We start from the raw sequence: 22,071 nt of genomic DNA, 5'->3' as shown, positions 1-22,071 counted from the left end.
CTGTCACCCTTCCTGGTGCACGTTGAACACCTTGTTGCGCACCAGTCGTCGGTAAGCATTTGGGGTTACCCCCTGCAGACGCTTGAATAGCCCCGTAAAATAACTGACGTCCTGGTAAGCAACAGCAAAGGCGATTTCCGCAATACTGAGGTTGCTCTGTTTGAGCAACTCGCGTGCCTGGTCAACGCGAACTTCCTGCAGATACTGCATGGGCGTCTTGCCGGCCGCAAGGCGAAAGCGACGATTGAACGTGCGGCTGTTCAGACCGAAGCGTTTTGCCACCTCGGTGAGGTTGATCGTTTCCGCGTAGTGTTTCTGCAACCACTCCTGAACCTTGATGATCTGCTCGTCGTGATGGCTGTTCTTTTGATCAGTCGCCAGCAGCAGGGCTTCGAATGAGCGTTTGAGTTCGTGTGTGAAATGGCGCGCCACTTCGTCCGCGATCTGCGCATCAAACAGTACTTCGACAAAATGCAGCATGACATCGCGCACAGCATTGACGCTGCCCGTGCAATACAGCCTGTCCTGGTGTGTGATAAAGCGTTTTCGCTGGAGATTGACGCGAGGATACTCTCTGGAAAAATCGTCAAAGTAGCGCCAATGAGTCGTCGCCGTGCGATCGTCCAGCAGTCCCGCCTCTGCCAGGAAGTAGCTGCCTGTACCGACGCTGCAGAAGGTGGCGCCTCGCTGATATTGCTGCTGCAGCCAGTCAACCATCTGCGCATGGCGCCGCACTGCCGCGCGCGGATTGCCCCACAGCGCAGGAATGAAAACCAGATTGCTTTCCGCTACCTGGTCAATAGAGGTGGTCGGCGTCAGCGAGATGCCGGCGGTCATGGGCAACGGTTCTATGTGCTCGGCAACAATATCCAGTTGCAGCTCTCGCTGGCGTCGGTGCTGCCGCAGCCCGTGAATCGTGTCGGCAGCACTCATCATCTCCAGTGGTATGGATACGCTGGAGGCCAGAGCCTCGGGCAGGGCCAGCATGCAGACACGTTTCATGGCTGCATGTTATAACGAATTGAGACAATCCAGTAGCTGGCGCGGCCAGTAGGGGAATTGATTGTAACTTCATCGTCAAGCTGGCGGCCAAGCAGCGCTCGACCCAGAGGTGCATCCATGCTGATGTAGCCGTCATGGTCGCCGACTTCGTCGGGGCCAACGATACGGTACTGATTCACGTCGCCGGCCTCATTCTCAAGCTCCACCCAGGCGCCAAAATAGACTTTGTTCGTGTCATCGGGGGGGCGGCGGACCACCGTGGCGGCCTCCAGTCGTTTGCGTAAATAACGCACCCGCCGGTCGATTTCACGCAGCCGTTTTTTGCCGTAGATGTATTCGGCATTTTCGGATCGATCACCCAGTGCAGCTGCATCACTGACCTGCTGTGTGACCAGGGGCCGTTCCTCACGCCAGAGGGTATCCAGCTCCTGCCGCAGTCGGGCTTCGCCCTCTGCGGTCAGGTAGTTGGATTTTGGCGGGGCAGGTGGTCGGTAGCGGCTCATCCGTTCTGCTGAGCAAACTCCTTCATGAAGTCTGCCAGTGTCTGGCAGCCTTCCAGTGGCATGGCGTTATAGATTGACGCCCGGATGCCACCTACCAGACGGTGGCCCTTCAGCGCGTAGAGGTCACGTGCCAGAGCCTCATCCAGGAATTTCTTGTCGAGCGCGCTGTCTTTCAGGTTAAAGGTCACATTCATGTGTGAGCGATGTGCCTTTTGAGCAGAGCCGATGTAGAAATCATGGCTGTCAATCACATCATAAAGCAGCTTGGCTTTTTCCGCGTTAAGCTGTTCGATAGCCGGCAGTCCGCCCTGAGCTTTCAGCCATTTGAGCATCAGATTCATGATGTAGATGGCGAATGTGTTGATGGTGTTGGGCATGGAGTGATTTTTTTCGAAGGTCGCGTAATTGAGCAGCGACGGCGTCTGCGGCAGCGCGTGACCAATCAGGTCTTTGCGGACCAGTACCACGGCCATGCCTGAGGGGCCCAGGTTTTTCTGCAGGCCAGCGAAAATCAGGCCAAACTGGTCAAAGTTCAGTTTGCGTGACAGCAGTTCTGAAGTCATGTCGGCAACCAGTGGAATCTTGCCTGTGTCAGGGAACTGATTCCAGCGTGTACCGAAAATTGTATTGTTGCTGGTCAGGTGGACATAAGAGGTATCCGGGTCCAGCGCGCTGACGTCAAGCTCGGGAATATGGTCAAAGTTGCTGGCCTCGCTGCTGGCGGCGATGGTGATATTGCCGAAGCGGGAGGCTTCTTTGCGGGCGAGCTGCGCGAAATTACCTGTCTCTACGTAGGCTGCCTTGTGTGCTGGGTTCAGTCCCAGCAGGTTGAACGGTACTGCCGCGAACTGCATCTGGGCGCTACCGTGCATGTACAGAATCTCAAAGTTATCGGGCAGGCCGGATACTTCCCGGATCAGCTCGTCGGTTTCCGTCAGCAGAGCCTCAAACTCCTTGCTGCGGTGGCTGATTTCTACCACAGAGATGCCCATGCCGTTCCAGTCGAGCATCTCATCACGCGCCTGTTCCATGACTGACGTTGGCAGCATGGCCGGTCCGGCCCCAAAATTGTACACACGTTTCATAGCATTGGTTCCTGCAACTAATTGACTCAGTAGGTGTTTATAAACGGGTCACTCTGATGACATCAGCGGTATTGGCAATTGCAGCCACAGCGGCGTCAGAAGGCGCGCTGGCGAGGTCTATCAGGTTATAGGCAATCTCGTCCCGGCTCTTGTTGATCATGTCCACCACGTTGATGTTCTGGTCAGCAAGCACAGACAGGATTTTTCCCAACATGCCGGGGACGTTTTTATTGGTAATGGCCAGGCGGGTACCAGCATCGGCGCCAGGCACCCGATCCAGGGTCAGGAACGGGAAATTGACCGAGTTCCGGATATTACCATTCTCCAGAAAATCCTTCAGCTGTTCTGCTGCCATAATGGCGCAATTTTCTTCGGCTTCGGCGGTGCTTGCGCCGATGTGCGGCGTCAGGATCACATCTTCCCTGCCGATCAGTTCATGCCGCGGGAAGTCACTGACGTACAATCGCAGCTGCTTGCTGTTCAGGCCGGCAATGACTGCGTCGTGATCGACGATCTCGTCGCGGGCAAAGTTCAGCAGACACAAGCCCGGTTTCATCGCCGACACCAGGTCTGCATTGATCAGATTGCGCGTGCTGTCCAGTACCGGCAGGTGCAGACTGACAAAGTCAGCATTGGCCATCAGCGCGCTCAGGTTCTCGATTTTGTGAACCTGGCTCGGCAGTCGCCATGCGGCATCAACGGACAGGGCCGGATCGTAGCCAAGCACTGTCATACCCAGATCGATTGCCATGCCGGCCACCATGGAGCCGATGGCGCCCAGGCCGACGATACCAAGTGTTTTACCTGCCAGCTCCTGGCCGGCGAAACGCTTCTTCTCGGCTTCCAGCAGTTTGGACATTGCTGCGTTGTCGGTCATTTCATTAAGGGTGTCTACGAAGGCCATGCCCGGCAAAATGCCGCGCGACGCCAGCAGCATGCCGGTCAGAACCAGCTCCTTGACCGCGTTGGCGTTGGCGCCGGGTGTATTAAAGACAACAATACCTCGTTCAGTGCAGTGGCTGACCGGCACATTATTGACGCCTGCGCCGGCGCGGGCGACAGCACGGACTGAGTCATTCAGTTCTTCAGGGGCGAGTTTGTGGCTGCGCAGCAGGATGGCATCGGCCTGGTCCTGGATACCGCCTACCTGATAGTGCGACGACGTGAATCGATTTATGCCTTTTTCCGAGATCTGATTGTAGGTTGTGATCTTGTACATGTGTCTCTGCCCTGCATTATTTATTGTTGTCGATGGCCCTTTCCGGTCGCAATCCTCGGGGACATTAACCTGACGGCCAAAAAAGGAGCCATTTATAGCGTGAATCGTCGGTGAAAACCACCCTGGCCGGGTCTGTCCGCGTGACATGGTCATGAACGGGTGAAGCCGTTATCATTGGCGCTCTTGCAACTTACTGGCACAACATGAGCATGGATAATTCCCGATTTGTCGTCGGCAGGCCGACTCTGCTGCGCGACGGACTCCAACCCGGCGAGGTGCCCGTGCACCGGATTCTGTGCCCCAATGCCAGCACCATGACCGGGCCGGGCACCAATACCTATCTGATCGGTTCGGAGAGCATGGCGCTGGTGGATCCAGGCCCGGCGCTCCCAGAGCATATTGCCGCCATTGAGGCGGCGCTCGAGGGACGGCCGCTGGAATGGATTTTTGTCACTCATACGCATGGTGACCACTCGCCGGGGGCCATGGCACTGCACCGGGCTACCGGTGCGGAACTGATCGGTCTGGCAGCACCACCGGAGGCGGCCTATCAGGATACCGGGTTTCAGCCATCCCGCATCTACAAAGACCAGGAGCGTATCGAATGTGATGGTTTTACCATGCGCCTGATCAGCACACCTGGACATGTTTCCAATCATCTGTGTTTTCTGCTGGAGGAACAATCGCTGCTGTTCACCGGGGATCACATTCTGCAAGGCACGACGCCGGTCATACTGCCGCCTGATGGTGACATGAAGGACTATCTGGACTCGCTGCAGCAGTTGCGTAGTCTGCCGCTGCAGTATCTGGCGCCCGGACACGGAGAGTTGATGAGCGACCCGGAGCAGATGATCAGCGCCCTGATTCGTCATCGTCAGCGCCGCGAGCTGAAAATCATCACTCATCTTGCAGACATTCAGCCAGTCACGCTGAAGCAGCTGGTGGTCCCGGTGTATGATGATGTTCCAGCCCATTTGTTGCCATGGGCTGAGAAGACACTGCTGGCACATCTGCTGAAACTGGAAAGAGAAGGTCGCGCCCGCCAGCAGGGCAGTCAGCAGAACAGCGCTGCCAGCGACGATTCAGCTCTGTGGAGTCTGATCGGTGGTCAATGATGGCTGGCATGTCTACGTGGTTCGCTGCGGTGACGACAGCCTATACACCGGTATCAGTACCGACGTCGCCCGGCGCTTCGCCGAGCATCAGGCACAGGGTGCCCGGACTGCACGTTACCTGCGGGGGCGTGGTCCGCTGGAGCTGGTCTATGTGACGCAGAGCGTTGATCAACGCACAGCACGGCAGCTGGAATATAAAATCAAACAACTGAGCCGCGCAGAAAAACTGCAACTGATTGCCGGCCAACTGCAACTGGATATCACATCATGAACGAGCACCAGCATCAAAAAATCCCGGTTGGCATCAGTGCCTGCCTGGTGGGCGAAGAGGTGCGCTTCAACGGGGGCCACAAACAGCACTCCTACATTCAGCGCACGCTGGGACAGTATTTTGAGTTTCGCACCTTCTGTCCGGAGGTTGATATTGGCCTTGGCATTCCCCGGCGTCCAATCCGGCTGGTCAAGCGGGAAGACGAAGTACGCTGCGTTGATTTTGAGGACGATACCCTCGACTACACGGACAAGCTGACCGCCAGCGCTGATGCCCAGGCCCATTGGGTGGGTGAGATGTGCGGGTTTATACTGAAAAAAGATTCACCCAGCTGCGGTATGGAGCGGGTGAAGGTGTACGGTCCGGGGCATGCGCCTCGCGAGGGCGCCGGCATATTCGCAGCACGTATGATGGAGCGTTTTCCGGAGCTGCCGGTGGAAGAGGAAGGGCGACTTGGTGATGCCGTGTTGCGGGAGAACTTCATTCAGCGGGTCTACGTGATGAATCGCTGGCGACAACTGGTGGCTGATGGGTTGTCAGTGGCTTCCCTAACGGATTTTCATGCACGTCACAAACTGATACTGATGAGCCACTGCCAGAAAGCCTATCGCCGTCTGGGGCCGCTGGTGGCCAGCGCGCGCAAGGACAACGTCTTCGAGGTGGCCAAACAGTACCTGCCTGAGCTGATGCAGGCGCTGAAGGAGCGTGCTTCACGTGGCGATCACGTTAATGTGCTGCAGCATATTCAGGGTTATCTGAAAGAGCAGCTGGATGCGCAGGACAAAGAGGAATTACGCGAGATGCTGGAACGGTATCACAAAGGGCTGTTGCCCCTGATTGTGCCCATTACACTCCTGAATCATCATTTTCGCCGCAATCCGGTCGAGTACATTGAGCGTTCCTGGTACATGCATCCCTACCCGGCGGAAATGGCCCTGCAGAATCACATCTGAGTGCGCTATAATGCGCGCCTTTCCAAACTTTTCACTGCGGATTCATTCAAATGAGCGATATCGCGGCCTACATGGACAAGGTAGGCTCACAGGCCAGACAGGCGTCCCGTATCACTGCGGCGGCGACTACCGGCCAGAAAAACCAGGCACTGCTGGCAATGGCCGATGCTATTGAAAGCAGTCGCGCTGAACTGGAGAGTGCCAATGCGCGCGACCTGGAAGCCGGCAAGGCCAAGGGTCTTGATGCGGCCATGCTTGATCGCCTGGCCCTGACACCGGCCAGAATTGATGGCATGGTGGAAGGCCTGCGGCAGGTTGCGGCGCTGCAGGATCCAGTGGGCGAGATCAGCGACATGCGCTATCGCCCCAGTGGTATCCAGGTTGGCAAAATGCGCGTGCCGCTTGGTGTCATCGGTATCATTTATGAATCTCGACCCAACGTGACCTGTGAGGCTGCCAGTCTGTGTCTCAAATCAGGCAATGCTGCCATTCTGCGCGGCGGCTCAGAGGCGCTTCACTCCAATCAGGCGATCGCGGCCTGTATCCGCCAGGGGCTGGCAGCTGCTGGTCTGACCGAACATGCCGTGCAGGTAATTGATACCACTGACCGTGAAGCGGTCGGCCGGTTGATCACCATGCCGCAGTACGTCGATGTCATCGTGCCACGCGGCGGCAAAGGCCTGATTGAACGCATCAGCACCGAGTCTCGTGTGCCGGTCATCAAACATCTAGACGGCAATTGCCATGTTTATATTGATGACCGCGCTGATCTGGAGAAGGCGGTAAAAATCACGCTGAATGCCAAGACACAGCGTTACGGGACCTGCAATACACTGGAGTCCCTGCTGGTTGCCGAGGCGGTTGCCGCTGAGGTTCTGCCGCAGCTGGCTGAAGCGATGGCGCCGCACCAGATCGAGTGGCGCGCCTGTTCGCAGTCACTGCCATTGATTCCCGGTGCCGGAGAAGCCAGCGCTGCCGACTGGGACGAAGAGTATCTGGCGCCCATTCTCTCGGTGAAAATTGTCGCTGGTCTGGATGAAGCGATCGAGCATATCAATCTCCACAGTTCGGCTCATACCGAGTCAATCGTGACCGAGGACTTCAACCGTGCGCAGCGATTTCTCCGGGAAGTGGATTCCAGCTCGGTGATGATCAATGCGTCGACTCGATTCGCTGATGGATTTGAGTATGGCCTGGGTGCAGAAATCGGCATTTCGACCGACAAACTGCACGCGCGTGGTCCGGTTGGGCTGGAAGGCCTTACTTCGCAGAAATATATCGTGATTGGTGACGGTCACATCCGCACATGATCAATACCTCGGCGAGCATGCGACTGGGAATCATGGGTGGCATGTTCGACCCGGTGCACACTGGACACCTTCGGGTGGCGCAAACGGCTCAGTTGAAACTGAATCTGGACCAGGTGCGTCTGATTCCCTGTTCTGTTCCGGGGCATCGCGCGGGCGCTAACACCAGCGCTGAGCACCGGCTGGCCATGATGGAAGCCGCCATCGCGGACTATCCGGGCTTTGTTGTAGACACGCGAGAATTGCAGCGACCAGGTATTTCCTACATGGTCGATACGCTTGGCAGTCTGCGCGCGGAATTTCCGCAGGCAGCCATGGTCTATATTATGGGCATGGACAGTTTTCTGTCGCTGCCCAGCTGGCACCGCTGGCGGGATATCCTGGACTTGGCACATTTGTGTGTGGTCAGCCGTGATGAACTCTCGCAGGCGAATGCAGAACCAGCACTGCAGACGGAGCTGGCGGCACGTCTGGTGTCGAAACAGGAAGATTTGTTCGACACGCGGGCTGGCCGAATTTTGTTTGTAACAGGAATCAAACTGCCCCAGTCATCAACACGAGTTCGCCGGGATGCACGGCAAACCGGTACCATAGCGATTGACGATTTGCCAACAGTCGTCGCCGACTACATCAAAACGCATAAACTATACAGATAACCGCATGCCCACGGGCAGGAGATTGCAAGCATTGGAAAACAAGCAACTGATTGAAGTCATCAAAACGGCGCTGGAGGATATCAAGGGTCAGCAGATCGAAGTGTTTGACGTGGCTGACCTGACACCTTTAACGGACGCCATGGTGATATGTACAGGAACATCCAGTACCCATATCAAGGCACTGGCGGATGAGGTTGTGGTCAAGGTCAAACAGGCAGGCGCGCCGGTAAACAGTGTCGAAGGCCGGGAACAGGCCGAATGGGTGCTGGTTGATCTGGGCAACGTGGTCGTGCACCTCATGCTGGGTGCCACCCGCGCGCTGTATCGACTGGAAGACCTGTGGAGCTTCCGTCCGCAATCAGCAAATGACAAGCGAGCCGCCGACAAAGAGTGAACATCAATCTGATATCTGTGGGTACCCGCATGCCTGACTGGGTCAGTCAGGGCGTGCAGGAGTATCAAAAGCGGCTGCCAGCCGATTTTGCCCTGAACCTGATTGAAGTGCCAATGGCGCGGCGCAGCAAAAATCTGAATGTGGAGCAGATGATGGAGCAGGAGGCAGACAGTCTCCTGGCCAAAGTCGGCACACGTGACTATCTGGTTGCGCTGGATGTGCAGGGCAAAGCATTAAGCACAGAGCAGATGGCTTCACGGGTATCTGATATCCGTGACAATGGTTCTCATCTGAGTCTGCTTGTGGGCGGGCCCGACGGACTGTCACCCAGATGCCTGCAAAAGGCATCGGAAAAGTGGTCGCTGTCGGCACTGACGCTGCCTCACCCGCTGGTTCGAATTTTGATCGCAGAACAGATTTATCGTGTCTGGAGTGTGATCAATGGTCATCCCTACCATCGCGCCTGAAATTACGTGTAAACTAATTGATAAATAGCCTGTCTACTTAGGTTTCCAGGGCATGATGGCCCGGACGAGCGCTGACACCAGGACACTATGGCACACAAATTCCGTTTGGATGAGCATAAACAAGAGATACGGGTTTTTCACGGTCGATTGATTTTCGCGGCCGGGTTCGTGACGCTGCTGGTATTAATCCTCGCGGGATGGATGCTCAACCTGCAGCTTTTCAACCATGATTACTTTTCAGCGCGTTCTGATGGCAACCGACTCCATTCCCAGTTCATACCTCCCACGCGCGGACTGATCTACGATCGCAACGGCAGTCTGCTGGCGGACAATCGGCCAATTTTCAACCTGACGGTAGTTCGAGAGACGGCTACTGATTTTGAAAAATCACTGGAAGTGGTTCGCGACTTCATACCGCTCACCGATGAGGACCTGGAACAATACCGGGAGCGACTGCAGAGACGGTCCGTACCTCACACGTCAGTGCCATTGAAGTTTCAGCTGAATGACGAGGAAATTGCCCATATTGCGGTCAATCAGCACAAATTGCCTGGTTTTGCTGTCGAGGCGCAACTGCTGCGTTATTACCCGTATGGTGAAGCCACAGCGCACTCGATTGGTTATGTCTCGGAGATTAACCGTGACGAACTTCAGGCCATGAATGAAGAGCAATCGCGAAACTATCGTGGCAGCAATCACATCGGCAAGATTGGCATTGAGAAGACTTATGAGGAACACCTTCACGGTACTGTAGGCTTCGAAACCGTCGAGAAGAATAATCGGGGTCGCGTCACGCGCGTATTGGGGCGAACCGACCCGGTACCCGGGCTGGATATTCAGTTGCACATGGATATTCAGCTTCAGATCGCGGCAGAGGCTGCCCTGGGTGACCGGCGGGGCGCTATTGTCGCGATCGATCCTGCCACAGGAGGCGTGCTGGCCATGGTCAGCAAACCAGGTTATGACCCCAATCTGTTTGTGACCGGTATCAGTCGTGATCAGCTTAATGAGCTTAACCGGTCACGTTATTCGCCCATGTTCAACCGTGCGATCAACCCCAGAGTACCTGGCTCCACGATCAAGCCAATCGTAGGGCTTGCCGGTTTGTATCATGGCATTGTGGATAAGGAATTTACCATTCAGGACCCTGGCTTCTATCGACTGCCCGGACGTTCCCGGCCTTACTATGACTGGACGTGGTGGGTGGATAAGTCAGGACACGGCACCATCGATCTGGAGCGCGCGATTTATCAGTCATGCAATACCTATTTCAGTCATATCGCGGTTGAACTTGGCATTGATACGCTGCACGACTATCTGCTGACCTGGGGTTTCGGCAGCAACACTGCGCTGGATATTCCCAATGCCAATCCCGGCCTGGTGCCATCACCAGAGTGGAAGCGCGAGGCACGCGGCGAGCCCTGGTATCCGGGCGAAACGCCGCCTGAAGGTTTCGGCAATGGCATGTTCCAGGCCACCACTCTGCAAATGGCCAGCGCGGCGGCGACGATTGCCAACCACGGGGTCTTTAAACGCCCCCGCATGCTAAAGGCTGTCCAGAATGGTGTCGATGGCGAGTTTGCGGACACTATTTTTGCGGATGAGGACGTGCTGCAGCCGCTGCTCCCTTCAGCCGAAGACGTGGCCTATGTGCGACAGGCGATGGAGCATACCGTCAGCAAACCTTACGATCGCGAACACCGACGTCACGAGGGCACCGCCTATCCCTACGTGCACGGTGCAGAGCCACTGGCCTATCCGATGGGGGGCAAGTCGGGAACGGCGCAGGTGGTGGGGGTTCAGGTTGATGCACGGGGCAATCGCATGGATCCTGAAACCGTCAATGAGGATCACCTGAATCATGCGATGTTCATTGCGTTTGATGCATCCCCCAAATCACGCATCGCGGTGGCGGTGTTCATAGAGAATGGCGAGGGTGGCAGCTCGGTTGGTGGCCCATTGGCCCGGGAAGTGCTGGACGCGTATCTGCTGCCGATCATTGAACAAGAGCAGGTGGATGACGGGTCCCTGTTACTGACAAGCAGTGACTAACACGTTAGTATTGCGGGTCGCATACGATTGAAACAAAGGTAGTTCAGGTGATATGCGATCAGCCAGAGGCACAATAGTGAAAATAAGAATTTTTGTTGTAGTTGTGCTGGCCGGAGTGCTGGCAGCATGCGGCAGCACATCTACCCCGCGTGGTGACAGCAGCAGTTCACAAAGTGGCCGCTACAGTATCAGTCAGGACCGTGCGCCGACAGCACCAATGGATCCGGCGAGTATTCGCGAGGTTGTGCCTGAACCGCTGCAGAGAACCATGGCCGGCAATCGGTCGCCCTATACCGTCAATGGTCGAAGCTATCGAGTCATGGCGACAGAAGAGGGCTTTCAACAAACTGGTCTGGCATCCTGGTACGGTGAGAAGTTCCATGGCCATTTGACGTCCAATGGCGAAATCTTTGACATGTACCAGATTTCGGCGGCGCATACCGCGCTGCCCATCCCCAGTTTCGCCAGAGTCACCAACCTGGAAAATCAACGCAGCATCATCGTTCGTGTTAACGACCGTGGTCCCTTCCATAACGACCGCGTGATTGATCTTTCCTACGCCGCTGCCTGGAAGCTGGGTTTTGCCGACCAAGGCACGGCGCTGGTGCATATCGAATCCATTGTGCCTGGACAGCAGCTGCTGCTGGCAGCCAATGATGCTGGCAGTGCAGTCACAACATCTGCCAATAACGTCGCTGCAACGGACCTTGTAGCACAGACTGCAGGGAAGTATTTGCAAGCTGGCGCGTTTTCCAGTCGTAGAGCAGCTGAACAGCTGTCGGCGCGACTGCGCGACCTGACTTCTCGCCCGGTGTTTATTCGCTCTGTTCAGAGCAATCAACAGGAGCTGCACCGGGTTCGAATCGGGCCGATTATTGAGCAAAGCGAGATACAGCGCCTGACTGACCTGATGATAGCTGCTGACCTGGGTCAGCCATTTACCGTCGAAGAGTAATTAGTTCATGACAATACAGATTTCAAAAACAGACGCACAATCAACCACATCCGCTCATTCAGGACTGACGCGCTGGCGTCGCCTGGTTGCCGTGTTGACCACTGCCAGTCTGGTGCTGGCCTCGGCAATGCCGGCTGCGGCTCAGAACATTATGCCCAGAGCGCCGGAAATAGCCGGTAGCAGTTATATTCTGCTGGATGCCAAAACTGGTCATGTCATCATGGAACACAATGCAGACGAGGCGTTGCCGCCCGCCAGTCTGACCAAGATGATGACCTCATATATTGCCGAGGTGGAAATCGACAATGGCAATATGAGCTATGACGATCTTGTTTTTATCAGCGAGAAGGCATGGCAGACCCAAGGCTCCAAAACCTTCGTCGATGTAAACAGCCGCGTGCGTGTTGAAGATCTGCTGCGGGGCATCATCATTCAGTCCGGCAATGACGCCAGTGTGGCCATGGCGGAACACATAGCCGGCAGCGAAGCTGCCTTTGCGGACCTGATGAACCAGCACGCCCAGTCTTTGGGTATGTCCAGCTCCTACTTCATTAATTCCAGCGGCCTGGATGATGGCGCCGAAACCAACCTGATGTCGGCGCGCGATCTGGCGACGCTGGCACGCGTCAAGATCATGGAGCACCCTGATCATTACGCCATGTACTCGGAGCGTGAATTTACCTTCAATGGCATTACCCAGGCCAATCGCAATACATTGCTGTTTCGCGATCCGACTGTTGATGGCATGAAAACTGGCTGGACCACGGCTGCAGGTTACTGTCTGGTCGCTTCTGCCGAGCGTGATGGCATGCGCCTGATTTCTGTGGTGATGGGTACTGCCAACGAAGAGGCGCGCGCAGTAGAGACCCAGAAGATGCTCAGCTATGGTTTCCGTTTCTTTGAAACTCACAAACTTTATGATGCCGGCCAGGTTATCAATAATGCCCGCGTCTGGGCCGGGGCGGCCAACAGTGTTGATCTGGGCATCCAGGAAGAAGTGTTCCTGACCATTCCTCGTGGCAGGGCCGAGGATCTGGTGGCAACTCTTGATACAGAAGAGGTGATTCGCGGCGGTTTTGAGGCCGGTGAAGTGCTTGGTCAGGTTAACATCACGCTTGATGATGAGGTGCTGTACACCGGCGATGTCGTGGCAATAGATGCCGTGGAACGTGGTGGCTTCTTTAAGCGTCTGATCGATGCGCTGACGCTGTTCTTCATGAACCTGTTCAGGTAACAGACCATGAGCGAACCGAAAGCACCGAAAATCGAATTTCCCTGCCAGTATCCGATCAAAGTGATGGGCGAGGCGGTCGAGGGGTTTGAGCTTGACGTGCTGGAAATCGTCAAGCTTCACTCGCCCGGGGTGAGCGCCGACAACATGAATACCCGCGGCAGCGCCCAGGGCAACTATCTGTCCGTAACGATCGTGATCGAAGCTACCGGTGAAGAGCAGCTCCAGGCCCTGTTCGCGGACCTGAAAGGTCATTCGGCGGTCAGACTGGTTTTATGAGTCAGGCTCTGGTTCTTCGGCAACTGGGCTTGCAGCCTTATGTGCCGGTCTGGCAGGCAATGCAGACCTTCACATCCGAGCGGGACCAGACAACACCGGATGAGATCTGGATACTTTCGCATCCACCCGTGTTCACTCAGGGGCAGGCCGGCAAAGCCGAACATCTGCTGGCGCCTGGTGATATTCCGGTGGTGCAAATTGATCGCGGCGGTCAGGTCACCTATCATGGCCCCGGACAACTGGTGGTGTACCTGCTGATCGACATACGACGATCAGGGACGGGCGTCAGGGATCTGGTCAGTGGTATTGAGCAGGCCATCATCGAAACCCTGTCATCATTGAAAGTTAACGCACAGACTCGAACTGGAGCACCAGGCGTGTACGTCGGGGATGCCAAGATCGCCTCGCTCGGATTGCGTATTCGCAGAGGCTGCTCTTATCACGGCCTCAGCCTGAACGTGGCCATGGATCTGGAGCCGTTCTCACGAATCAATCCCTGTGGTTATCAGGGGCTTGCAGTCACTCAGGTGACTGAACTGGTGAACGGTGAAGAGCTGGGCCTGAAGACAGAAGCAGATTACATGCACACGGTAGAAAAACTGCTGTTGCAGGAGTTGATCACCCGCACAGGGGTGTACGGTTGGATTGACGTCAGGCAGACATTGCCGACCTGACGATGACAGGAGATTTTATGCAGGATTCGATGAATACACGCCGCCACAAGCGCAGCTTTATGCAACGAACGCTCGTCGTTCTCGCAAGCTGTGGCATGCTCGTCACGACCTCGGCGCTGGCCCAGACCAATACGCTGGTGCGTGTGGCCACTTCCTATGGCGACTTTACGATTGAACTGTTTGATCAGCAGACGCCCAACACCGTGCGCAATTTTCTCGGCTATGTGGATCGCGGTGACTACAGTGGGTCTGTTTTTCACCGCTCGGTAGACAATTTTGTCATTCAGTCAGGTGCCTATCGCTGGCTGGGGAATTGCCCGCAGGGTGCCAGTCCCGGAATCAATTGCAGTGCGCAGCGAATCACCCAGCGTGACGCCGTAGTTAATGAGCCGGGGATTTCCAATACCGCGGGTACACTGGCAATGGCTAAACTGGAAGGAAACCCGAACAGCGCAACCAGCCAGTGGTTCATTAACGTTTCCAACAATGCGGAAACACTGGACAATCAGAACGGCGGCTTCACAGTGTTTGCGCGCATACTTGGGGAAGGGCTTGAAGTTGCCGATGCCATAAACGATCTGACGGAATATGCGATTGGTGGTGAGGCGCAGGCCATGCCTTTGCGCAGCTCAGAAGGGGCGCCATTGCCCTCGAACGGGATTCCACCCGTGACCGAGAACCTGGTGTTGATCAATATGCACCGGGTACAGCGGTTCAGCTCTGCCATGCACGTGTTTGAATACCAGACGGGCATACTCAGCACGAAGGTCAATGCCGGGGACGAGCTCGGACACATGAGCATGCTCCTGCGTGTGGTTGCCGGGGACGATCCCGCCCAGACTTATTTTGAGATTGATCCACGCAGTATGGTGGATCTGGCGATCAACCCCGAGGGTATGGCAAGCTTCAGTACCAGCGATCAGCGGCTGCGTATCCCGCAAGTCGAGATCAATAATAATGGCAACGTCTCTCTGGTGAATAATGTCGTACTCAGAATGGTAGACGAGGCCCGGCTTCGTTTTGTTCTGGAATCCTACGAATGAGTGCACCGCGCGGCGAGTTTAGTTCACGTTTTGGTTTCTTGATGGCAGCCTCAGGCTCAGCAGTGGGGCTGGGCAATATCTGGGGATTTCCAACCAATGCGGCGAGTAACGGCGGCGCGGCATTCCTGTTTACCTATCTGATACTGGCGTTCGCGCTGGCTTACCCGGCATTGATGGCTGAACTTATCATCGGACGTCATGCCAAAGCCAATGCGGTCACTGCTTTGAGAGGGCTTGCCACCAGCCAGGCAAGCCGTGCACTGGGCACCACGGTTGGTTTCGCTGGTATGATAACGGTCAGCTTTATCCTGAGCTTTTACGCCATAGTCAGCGGCTGGATGATGGCCTACATGCTGGCGGCTGGTGCTGATATCGTTGGCGCAGATGCGCTTTCCTCCTGGTTGCAGACCCCTGGGCTGACACGCGACTCTCTGTTCACTGTTGTATTCATGATGCTCACTATTGCGGTAGTAGTGGCTGGCGTTAAACACGGTATCGAGAAGTGGGCCTCGCGCCTGATGCCATCGCTGGTTGTCATCCTGGTGGCGCTTATTGCCTATGTGATGACACTGGACGGCGCCATGGATGGATTGCGTCTGTATCTGGTGCCTGATTTCAGTCGTGTCGCAGATACGGGCTTGCTGCTCAGTGCCATGGGGCAGGCTTTCTTTTCACTGTCTCTTGGTGTCGGCACCATGCTGATTTACGGCTCCTATATCAGCAAACGGGAAAACCTGCCGGCGCTGGGTGGTATGGTCACCCTGCTGGATATTGCAATTGCGGTAACTGCCGGATTGTTGATTCTGCCGGCGATGATGGTGGCGCTGAACAATGGTATTCAGATTTACGACGATCAGGGTGGCCTGGTCGCTGGTCCGGGACTAATCATTGCGGTATTGCCTGCATTGTTTGAACAGATGGGCGGCGCTGGCATGCTGGTGGCGCTGGCCTTTTTTGTATTAATGACCATCGCATCGCTGACCTCATCCATATCCATGCTTGAGGTGCCGCTTTCGTATCTGGTTGAGACCCGCTCGGTATCACGACGCAGGGCGGGCGTTGTGCTGGGTGCTGGTATTGCGGTCATCAGCTTGATAATTGTTTTCAATTTCAACGTATTGTTCGATCTGGTGGTAAGCCTGACCACCGAATACAGTCAGCCGCTGCTGGGATTCTTCTTTGCCATATTTGCTGGCTGGATATGGAATCGCAATGGCATACTGACTGAAATCAAACAGGGCTGTGAAGGCGCGGAATACGGTCTGTTCTGGCGCATTTGGCCGTTTTATATCCGTTTCATCTGTCCGCTGGCGATTCTTGCGGTTTATGTTCAAATGCTGTTTGCCTGAATATCTGACCCCAGGCTCAGAGCTCAGGCAATAGCCTGTTTAACCGCGTTGCAGAACCGAGTAATTTCCGCTTCGGTATTAAAATAGTGTACGGAAGCGCGATTGATATCGCCCAGCCCCCGTTCCTCAAACTCAAGACGTGTATTGCGCTGGCGCAATACAGAGCTATTGATGCTCTGCGCCTGCAGACGCTGTTGCAGCGTCTCTGCAGACAGTGGTGTGTCGAAGGTGACGATGCCTCCCAGGTGTTCACATTGGCTCGCTTCTGCCATGAAACCCGGATCGTGAATACGCACGCCTGAAATACGCGACAGCTGCTGGCGCAAGCTGTGCCCAAGACGCTGGATGGCAGCCGAGGTTTCGGCGATGTTGTTGTCGAGGGCGTACTGCGCAGCAATGGCCAGGCCGATCTTGCCCGCCACATAGTGTTCAAATAGTTCGAATCGCCTGGCGTCGTCCCGCCACTCAAAATGATCGCGCTGCAGCCAGCTGATTGCACTCAGGTCCACGGTAGCCGGTTTCAGAAAGTCCAGAATGCTGTGGCGCACATACATAAACCCCGTGCCTCGAGGTCCTCGCAGGTATTTGCGGCCGCTGCCGGTCAGCATGTCGCAGTGGATCTCATTGACGTCCAGTTCAGTCTGGCCCGCGGACTGGCAGGCGTCCAGCAGAAACAGTATGCGGCGCTGCTGGCAGAGTCTGCCCACTTCGGCAGCGGGGTGAATGACACCTGACTGACTGGGTATGTGTGTCAGCGCCACCAGTCTGACATTGTCGTCCAGCGCAGCCTCCAGTTTTTCCAGGTCAATCTGACCCAATTCGTTGTTTGGCACGATATCGATAATCACACCCTGTGTTTTTGCAAGGTGCAGCAAAGACAGGTAATTGCTGGCGTATTCCGAGACACCGGTAACGATATGATCGCCGACCTCAAAGGGGATTGCCTGCAGCAGGAGGTTCCAGCCGCGCGAGGCATTCTCGACATAAGCGATTTCACGAGGGTTGCAGTTCAGCAGGGCAGCAAAGGCTGTATAGAATCGTTCACTGGCGTCGGCGTTTGCCTGCGCAGCCTCGTAGCCGCCCACTGTTTGCTCGAGTAACAGGTGCTGCACAACCGCGTCCGTCACTGGACGCGGCTGCAGCGATGAGCCGGCGTTATTGAAGTGGAGCAGCTCCCGGCACGCCGGGGTGTCACTTCTCAGCAGCTCGATTGGCTTCATGCTCAGGCCAGCTTGATGGCGCGGCCGTGGTTGTATACTTCCACCAGTTGCTCATGCATGGCTTTTATCGCCGTTTCGAAGTCATCTTCGTCCAGCACAAACTGCATGTCGACCTGCCGCATACACTGATGTACACCCTGAATATCAACGCCAGCATCCGCCAGCGCCTTGGCTGTACGAGCCAGCATGCCAGGAATCTTCAGGTCACTGCCAATCGCAGAAACGATACACACCTTGCGCACGTTTATTTCGGCGCCGGGGAACAGATCAGCCAGTGATGCCTGAATGCGCTTGACGGTTTTCAGGTTGGCAGACAGGTAGTGAGTAATAGTGTTGGCATTGAGGTCTTTGTTGATTACCTGTGCCTTGTATCGCGTAATTTGTCCCAGAAACTGTTTCTCGTAATGTGATAGGTCGCCCACCATGTCCTGGTCAAACAGCTCAATGGCATACACACCTTTCCGGCCGGCGATGATTTCAACGCAGGCGGACTCACTGACGTAGTCGCGCGTGATCAAGGTGCCGTTGTGTTCGGGCTCAAATGTATTCTTTACACGCAAATGGATGTTGCTCTGTCGCAGGCCTTTGGCGGCCCGGGGATGGATCGCTTCCATGCCAAGGTTGGCCAACTGGTCTGCCACGTCATAGTTTGTGCGGCCAATCGGTACCGCTTTGTCTTCGCCGACAATGCCCGGGTCGGCACTGCTGAGGTGAAATTCTTTGTGGATGACCGCTTCGCGAGCGCCCGTCAGCACGGCAATCCTGCTGAATGTCATTTCGCTGTAGCCACGGTCGAATATGGCCATCAGGCCGCCATCACAATGGCTGTAACCGGTTGCAATCGGCAGCTCATTGCTTAGATCGATACCTTCAAAAGCTTTGGTGATATGGTCGTCCAGCGACAGATGTTTGGTACTGGCCCAGCCTGACAAGTCGACGAGACGTGCGTTCAGTCCGTGCAGCCGCAAAAGTTGCGCGGTATTGGAGGCGCTGTGCATTTCGCCCAGACTTGCCAGCATTTCGCGAACCGTCTGCAGGTAGTCGGACAGCGCAAAATGGCCGTGCTGACAGAGACTGGAAACGTCCTCCAGAACACTTTCCGCATCGTTCAGGCGGTCCAGAATGAAGCTGTCGGCCTCTTCTTTCTCGCTGGCTGCGTGCGGAGCGAATAAATCGGCATTGATCTCCAGCATGCGATCGCGCAGCGCTTTAAACGCATCACGCCAGCTTTGCTGCTCTTCAGCGTCAGAAAAAAGTGCATAAATGCCGGGCTGTCCGGTTTTTTTGTGCTCCAACAACATGTTGGTGATGCCGGCATACGCTGATACAACAAAGATTCGCTGGTAGTAATCGCCTTTGAGCGCGGGGTTCATGAAGATATTCTGTCGAACGGCGTCAAATTGACTCATGGAAGTGCCGCCGATTTTTTCGACGGTGTGCTTCTTGTCATTGTCTAGACTACTGGCGGCAACTGATGCATTGGCGTCTGTCATTTGTCATCCTGTGGTGATGAATGGGAATATCAAAGCCGCAATATTATAGCGTATCGGCAACAGGATTTCATGGCAGTGCCCCGGGCGCGCCGGTAGCCGCTTAGTCGAGGATGTGGAAATAGATGTATTGCGCGTCCGGATCCTGCGGAATCGGATGGTCCTCGCGCGTAAGCGGCAGTGGAGTGAACAGCGACTTGAAGCCGTCGCACAAGGTGTTAAATATCACTTCCTGAATGATCAGGATATTGTAGTGTCGCAGCCCCAGATCATCTGCACGTGCGTGGATGGCTTTATGGATGACGGGGTGCTTTCGTAGTTCTTCATAGCGATAGGCCTGTACCAGTGCATCACCAAAAAGATCGTAAGCGCGAATACCACTGCTCTGAAACGTGCCCTGTACCGAATTGTAGGCTAGCCCCATAGCCGCCTTGATTGGATAGCCATAGGCGAATTTGTCGACCTCCGCGTTAAACGCTCTGAACATCAGCAGGGCAGTTTCAACAGCATGGTCTGCAAGTGTGTGTTTCTGATCAGTCAGGAATGGATAGCCGACCGCACTGATGAAGCCGTCGCCTGTCTCCTTGAGTCGGAATGCGCGTGCCTGTAATGGGTTATGTTTGTAACCCATCATGCATATCTGCGAAAACGCCCGAAACACCTCAAGGAAAAAATCCTGAGTTCGTTCATGTTTTATGTTGCTTGAGTTCTGGATATCAAAGACGTTGATAATGGCCTTGCTCTTCTCAACCGGCATGGTGGATTCGAGCTGATCGCCAGCCTTGATTCGCTCCAGCTGGTGAGGGTAAACCAGTTTGGACAATTGCTTGTACAGATGCTGACGGGTGTCTGCGTCAATGGATTTGTAGTAAAAGCGTGTCTGTATTCGGCGGAAAAACAGCCAGCTGACAATGATGCCGCCCAGATAACCCTGCACCAGCTGTATCGCGTTGATGGCGAGGAACTCCGGATTGATCAGGAATATCAGAAGGGCGGCGAGCAGAGCAAATATAGTATTGCGCAGCAATGTCAGTGCAAAACTTATGTGGTACGAAAAGGCGGTGGTCATCAACACCACAAAGTTGATCTGGCCAGACAGCGCCAGGAAGGCGTCAGACTGATAGCTCTCTGAAAGGTTGGGCTCAAACACAAAATGCAGTGTCAGGCAGAACCCCCCCAGAATACTCAACAGGAAGACGTCGAGAACGCTGCGCGAATATTTTTCGAAGCCTGCAAACAATAGCGTCAGTAGCGGATACAGAAACACCAGCGCGATGGGCGGAGCATAGGCAAACATACTGTGCAGTGCGTAGGGATTGCCGCTTTCCTGCAGGTTGCTCCAGGTCAGCATCGAAGACAGGGCCAGCAAAACGGCTGCGGCTTTCCCTGGCCAGTTACGCAATGCCTTGGCAGCATCCTCGCGCATTTCGTCCCTGAATTCTGCAGCGTGCTCTTTACAGTACGCCGCGTATTTGTCTGTTTTCATAGTCGCAAAGTCATGATGCGGGCCTGATTCTGTGTGTGTGCCGATTATACATAATTGGTGCCAGTCGGCAATTGCGAACACGCGGACTGGAGTGTATAACAATGTCAAAGTTTCATCATACTGCAAAGGGATTGTGTCATGCTGCAAATGGCGGTTTTTTCGCTATATCTGACTATTGTGCTGAGCCTTGTCTGGGCTCGTTTCCGTTTCTTTACCGTTAATGTTGGCACTGGCCGACTACGCGCATTGACGTATGATTTTGCAGTCGCGATTCAAATGCTGTCAACCGCATGGCATTTTTATAATGTGACGGATATCACAAAACCAGAGCTGATCATTTGTGCGCTCTTGTACAGCCTTTCGCTGGTGATATTCTGGTCAGCGATAAGCACCGCCAAGTCACTTGACTTCGCATTTAGTAACCATGTCGGAAGTATTGTGACATCAGGTCCGTTTGGTGTTTTTCGTCATCCATTTTATGTCTCATACATGATTGCCTGGTTCGCCAGTACGTGGCTGTTCGGTACGATATTGTTGTGGCTGAGCTTCGTGTATCTGATGGCGTTTTATGTGATGTCTGCTAGAAAGGAAGAACGCATGATCCTGAATAGTGATCAGGCAAGCGAGTATCAACTTTACCAACAACACGTAGGCATGTTCCTACCGAGGATAAAACGATGGAAGCGATCAAATTCAAAACTCTGACCCAGGAAAAAGATATCGAGTATTTTTTGAGCCGTTTTGAGGGCTACGTCGGTGTCAAGCTGCCTTATGACTATGCGCAGCGCAGCACGTTTGTGGCTGGCTATAAGGGTGACGAGATGGTTGGTGGATACATGCTGGTTACCAAGCCGGAGTTCAGAAGTCTGATGTTTGTTCCCGATGACGTCAGGGAATCTCATGAATTCTTCCGTAACGAAGCCTACGACATGATGGAAATCAACGGTGTCTGGATGAGTGCGTCGCTGAAAACAGCTTCTGAACAGTTCAGTATCTGGTTAAAACTGATACTTGACGCCTTTAAGTGCCGCAAACAGTTTGTCCTGTTGATGGCGAATCAGCGTAATATCAATATTCGACACGTGCACGCCATGACGGGAGCCAAGGATATTTATGAAGGCGCTCCGATGCTGATGTCAGGCGACAAGAGCCATTCAACTATTCGTGTGAGCTACACAACACGGTGGTCACTGCTGTTGAATGTGCCTCGTTACTGGTTTGAGTACAAGAGCCGCGAGCGTCGTTTCCACCGTCGTCTCAAGCAGCGTGCCTACTCTCGGGTCGCCAGCAGAGCGAGCTGATAGGCGCGACAGGAAATAC

The 22,071-nt window shown here is 54.9% G+C and carries 23 protein-coding genes; 16 read left to right on the top strand and 7 right to left on the bottom strand.

All coding sequences use genetic code 11. The features are described from left to right. Positions 1 to 3: 3 nt before the first annotated feature. From LVD14_RS14025 to LVD14_RS14010, 4 genes are read right to left on the bottom strand one after another with little or no spacing between them, the layout of a single operon-like run. Positions 4 to 1,002, bottom strand: a complete 999-nt coding sequence (locus LVD14_RS14025; RefSeq protein ID WP_237134746.1) for a GlxA family transcriptional regulator — start codon at positions 1,000 to 1,002, stop codon at positions 4 to 6. Beyond that, positions 999 to 1,505, bottom strand: a complete 507-nt coding sequence (gene greB / locus LVD14_RS14020) for a transcription elongation factor GreB (RefSeq protein WP_237134745.1) — start codon at positions 1,503 to 1,505, stop codon at positions 999 to 1,001. Before greB ends, LVD14_RS14025 begins: the two co-directional genes overlap by 4 nt. Next, the gene (serC, locus tag LVD14_RS14015) at positions 1,502 to 2,590 is read right to left on the bottom strand and encodes a 3-phosphoserine/phosphohydroxythreonine transaminase (protein ID WP_237134744.1); all 1,089 of its coding nucleotides are present in this window, start codon (positions 2,588 to 2,590) and stop codon (positions 1,502 to 1,504) included. The genes greB and serC overlap by 4 nt, the downstream gene beginning before the upstream one ends. Positions 2,591 to 2,627: 37 nt before the next feature. After that, positions 2,628 to 3,809 carry a 3-phosphoglycerate dehydrogenase family protein gene (locus LVD14_RS14010; RefSeq protein WP_237134743.1) on the bottom strand — a complete coding sequence of 394 codons (1,182 nt, stop codon included), beginning with the start codon at positions 3,807 to 3,809 and terminating at the stop codon, positions 2,628 to 2,630. 209 nt (positions 3,810 to 4,018) lie between these two features. On the opposite strand from LVD14_RS14010, the gene LVD14_RS14005 reads away from it, so the two are divergent. From LVD14_RS14005 to LVD14_RS13940, 14 genes are all read left to right on the top strand, one after another. After that, a complete protein-coding gene (locus LVD14_RS14005) occupies positions 4,019 to 4,924 on the top strand; it encodes an MBL fold metallo-hydrolase (RefSeq protein WP_237134742.1) in 906 nt (301 codons plus the stop codon). Then, positions 4,914 to 5,195: a GIY-YIG nuclease family protein gene (locus LVD14_RS14000; protein WP_237134741.1), complete on the top strand. Its 282-nt coding sequence runs from the start codon at positions 4,914 to 4,916 to the stop codon at positions 5,193 to 5,195. The genes LVD14_RS14005 and LVD14_RS14000 overlap by 11 nt, the downstream gene beginning before the upstream one ends. Further along, positions 5,192 to 6,148, top strand: a complete 957-nt coding sequence (locus LVD14_RS13995; protein WP_237134740.1) for a YbgA family protein — start codon at positions 5,192 to 5,194, stop codon at positions 6,146 to 6,148. The genes LVD14_RS14000 and LVD14_RS13995 overlap by 4 nt, the downstream gene beginning before the upstream one ends. Positions 6,149 to 6,198: 50 nt before the next feature. Further along, the gene (locus LVD14_RS13990; RefSeq protein WP_237134739.1) at positions 6,199 to 7,458 is read left to right on the top strand and encodes a glutamate-5-semialdehyde dehydrogenase; all 1,260 of its coding nucleotides are present in this window, start codon (positions 6,199 to 6,201) and stop codon (positions 7,456 to 7,458) included. Next, a complete protein-coding gene (gene nadD / locus LVD14_RS13985; RefSeq protein WP_237134738.1) occupies positions 7,455 to 8,111 on the top strand; it encodes a nicotinate-nucleotide adenylyltransferase in 657 nt (218 codons plus the stop codon). Before LVD14_RS13990 ends, nadD begins: the two co-directional genes overlap by 4 nt. 31 nt (positions 8,112 to 8,142) lie before the next feature. Continuing rightward, positions 8,143 to 8,505 carry a ribosome silencing factor gene (gene rsfS / locus LVD14_RS13980; protein WP_237134737.1) on the top strand — a complete coding sequence of 121 codons (363 nt, stop codon included), beginning with the start codon at positions 8,143 to 8,145 and terminating at the stop codon, positions 8,503 to 8,505. Next, entirely contained in the window at positions 8,502 to 8,972 is a 471-nt protein-coding gene (rlmH, locus tag LVD14_RS13975; protein ID WP_237134736.1) for a 23S rRNA (pseudouridine(1915)-N(3))-methyltransferase RlmH, read from the top strand. The genes rsfS and rlmH overlap by 4 nt, the downstream gene beginning before the upstream one ends. 87 nt (positions 8,973 to 9,059) lie before the next feature. Continuing rightward, entirely contained in the window at positions 9,060 to 11,024 is a 1,965-nt protein-coding gene (gene mrdA, locus LVD14_RS13970; protein WP_237134735.1) for a penicillin-binding protein 2, read from the top strand. A 76-nt stretch (positions 11,025 to 11,100) separates the two neighbouring features. Next, a complete protein-coding gene (locus LVD14_RS13965; protein ID WP_237134734.1) occupies positions 11,101 to 11,979 on the top strand; it encodes a septal ring lytic transglycosylase RlpA family protein in 879 nt (292 codons plus the stop codon). A 127-nt stretch (positions 11,980 to 12,106) separates the two neighbouring features. Continuing rightward, complete coding sequence (locus tag LVD14_RS13960) at positions 12,107 to 13,213, top strand: D-alanyl-D-alanine carboxypeptidase family protein (protein WP_317622190.1); 1,107 nt, start codon at positions 12,107 to 12,109, stop codon at positions 13,211 to 13,213. A gap of 6 nt (positions 13,214 to 13,219) precedes the next feature. Further along, positions 13,220 to 13,489: a YbeD family protein gene (locus LVD14_RS13955; protein WP_237134732.1), complete on the top strand. Its 270-nt coding sequence runs from the start codon at positions 13,220 to 13,222 to the stop codon at positions 13,487 to 13,489. Further along, positions 13,486 to 14,163: a lipoyl(octanoyl) transferase LipB gene (lipB, locus tag LVD14_RS13950; RefSeq protein ID WP_272907348.1), complete on the top strand. Its 678-nt coding sequence runs from the start codon at positions 13,486 to 13,488 to the stop codon at positions 14,161 to 14,163. The genes LVD14_RS13955 and lipB overlap by 4 nt, the downstream gene beginning before the upstream one ends. A 17-nt stretch (positions 14,164 to 14,180) precedes the next feature. Then, a complete protein-coding gene (locus tag LVD14_RS13945) occupies positions 14,181 to 15,206 on the top strand; it encodes a peptidylprolyl isomerase (protein WP_237134731.1) in 1,026 nt (341 codons plus the stop codon). After that, complete coding sequence (locus LVD14_RS13940; protein ID WP_237134730.1) at positions 15,203 to 16,555, top strand: sodium-dependent transporter; 1,353 nt, start codon at positions 15,203 to 15,205, stop codon at positions 16,553 to 16,555. Before LVD14_RS13945 ends, LVD14_RS13940 begins: the two co-directional genes overlap by 4 nt. 23 nt (positions 16,556 to 16,578) lie before the next feature. On the opposite strand, the gene LVD14_RS13935 is transcribed toward LVD14_RS13940, so the two are convergent. The 3 genes from LVD14_RS13935 to LVD14_RS13925 all read right to left on the bottom strand — a co-directional run bounded on the left by LVD14_RS13935 (position 16,579) and on the right by LVD14_RS13925 (position 20,751). Continuing rightward, positions 16,579 to 17,775, bottom strand: a complete 1,197-nt coding sequence (locus tag LVD14_RS13935) for an aminotransferase class V-fold PLP-dependent enzyme (RefSeq protein ID WP_237134729.1) — start codon at positions 17,773 to 17,775, stop codon at positions 16,579 to 16,581. A 2-nt stretch (positions 17,776 to 17,777) separates the two neighbouring features. Beyond that, the gene (locus LVD14_RS13930) at positions 17,778 to 19,268 is read right to left on the bottom strand and encodes an aspartate kinase (RefSeq protein WP_237134728.1); all 1,491 of its coding nucleotides are present in this window, start codon (positions 19,266 to 19,268) and stop codon (positions 17,778 to 17,780) included. 100 nt (positions 19,269 to 19,368) lie between these two features. Next, positions 19,369 to 20,751 carry a hypothetical protein gene (locus LVD14_RS13925; RefSeq protein ID WP_237134727.1) on the bottom strand — a complete coding sequence of 461 codons (1,383 nt, stop codon included), beginning with the start codon at positions 20,749 to 20,751 and terminating at the stop codon, positions 19,369 to 19,371. 138 nt (positions 20,752 to 20,889) lie between these two features. Here LVD14_RS13925 and LVD14_RS13920 point away from each other — a divergent pair, with 138 nt between their 5' ends. After that, on the top strand, positions 20,890 to 21,456 hold the full coding sequence (locus LVD14_RS13920; RefSeq protein ID WP_237134726.1) for a methyltransferase family protein: 567 nt from the start codon (positions 20,890 to 20,892) through the stop codon (positions 21,454 to 21,456). Next, entirely contained in the window at positions 21,429 to 22,052 is a 624-nt protein-coding gene (locus LVD14_RS13915; protein ID WP_237134725.1) for a hypothetical protein, read from the top strand. Before LVD14_RS13920 ends, LVD14_RS13915 begins: the two co-directional genes overlap by 28 nt. Positions 22,053 to 22,071 lie beyond the last annotated feature (19 nt).

Origin of the sequence: Pseudohongiella sp. O18 (assembly GCF_021729085.1) — a bacterium.
In the GTDB taxonomy this organism is placed as follows: domain Bacteria; phylum Pseudomonadota; class Gammaproteobacteria; order Pseudomonadales; family Pseudohongiellaceae; genus Pseudohongiella.
The sequence above is the reverse complement of the archived record's forward strand: the minus strand, read 5'-3'. Positions and strand labels throughout refer to the sequence as shown.

Bases quoted from the DNA above. Each gene is read 5' to 3' on its own strand.
- LVD14_RS14025 (WP_237134746.1), bottom strand. From the start codon at position 1,002: ATGAAACGTGTCTGCATGCTGGCCCTGCCCGAGGCTCTGGCCTCCAGC.
- greB (WP_237134745.1), bottom strand. From the start codon at position 1,505: ATGAGCCGCTACCGACCACCTGCCCCGCCAAAATCCAACTACCTGACC.
- serC (WP_237134744.1), bottom strand. From the start codon at position 2,590: ATGAAACGTGTGTACAATTTTGGGGCCGGACCGGCCATGCTGCCAACG.
- LVD14_RS14010 (WP_237134743.1), bottom strand. From the start codon at position 3,809: ATGTACAAGATCACAACCTACAATCAGATCTCGGAAAAAGGCATAAAT.
- LVD14_RS14005 (WP_237134742.1), top strand. From the start codon at position 4,019: ATGGATAATTCCCGATTTGTCGTCGGCAGGCCGACTCTGCTGCGCGAC.
- LVD14_RS13995 (WP_237134740.1), top strand. From the start codon at position 5,192: ATGAACGAGCACCAGCATCAAAAAATCCCGGTTGGCATCAGTGCCTGC.
- LVD14_RS13990 (WP_237134739.1), top strand. From the start codon at position 6,199: ATGAGCGATATCGCGGCCTACATGGACAAGGTAGGCTCACAGGCCAGA.
- nadD (WP_237134738.1), top strand. From the start codon at position 7,455: ATGATCAATACCTCGGCGAGCATGCGACTGGGAATCATGGGTGGCATG.
- mrdA (WP_237134735.1), top strand. From the start codon at position 9,060: ATGGCACACAAATTCCGTTTGGATGAGCATAAACAAGAGATACGGGTT.
- LVD14_RS13960 (WP_317622190.1), top strand. From the start codon at position 12,107: ATGCCGGCTGCGGCTCAGAACATTATGCCCAGAGCGCCGGAAATAGCC.
- LVD14_RS13955 (WP_237134732.1), top strand. From the start codon at position 13,220: ATGAGCGAACCGAAAGCACCGAAAATCGAATTTCCCTGCCAGTATCCG.
- lipB (WP_272907348.1), top strand. From the start codon at position 13,486: ATGAGTCAGGCTCTGGTTCTTCGGCAACTGGGCTTGCAGCCTTATGTG.
- LVD14_RS13945 (WP_237134731.1), top strand. From the start codon at position 14,181: ATGCAGGATTCGATGAATACACGCCGCCACAAGCGCAGCTTTATGCAA.
- LVD14_RS13940 (WP_237134730.1), top strand. From the start codon at position 15,203: ATGAGTGCACCGCGCGGCGAGTTTAGTTCACGTTTTGGTTTCTTGATG.
- LVD14_RS13935 (WP_237134729.1), bottom strand. From the start codon at position 17,775: ATGAAGCCAATCGAGCTGCTGAGAAGTGACACCCCGGCGTGCCGGGAG.
- LVD14_RS13930 (WP_237134728.1), bottom strand. From the start codon at position 19,268: ATGACAGACGCCAATGCATCAGTTGCCGCCAGTAGTCTAGACAATGAC.
- LVD14_RS13925 (WP_237134727.1), bottom strand. From the start codon at position 20,751: ATGAAAACAGACAAATACGCGGCGTACTGTAAAGAGCACGCTGCAGAA.
- LVD14_RS13920 (WP_237134726.1), top strand. From the start codon at position 20,890: ATGCTGCAAATGGCGGTTTTTTCGCTATATCTGACTATTGTGCTGAGC.
- LVD14_RS13915 (WP_237134725.1), top strand. From the start codon at position 21,429: ATGGAAGCGATCAAATTCAAAACTCTGACCCAGGAAAAAGATATCGAG.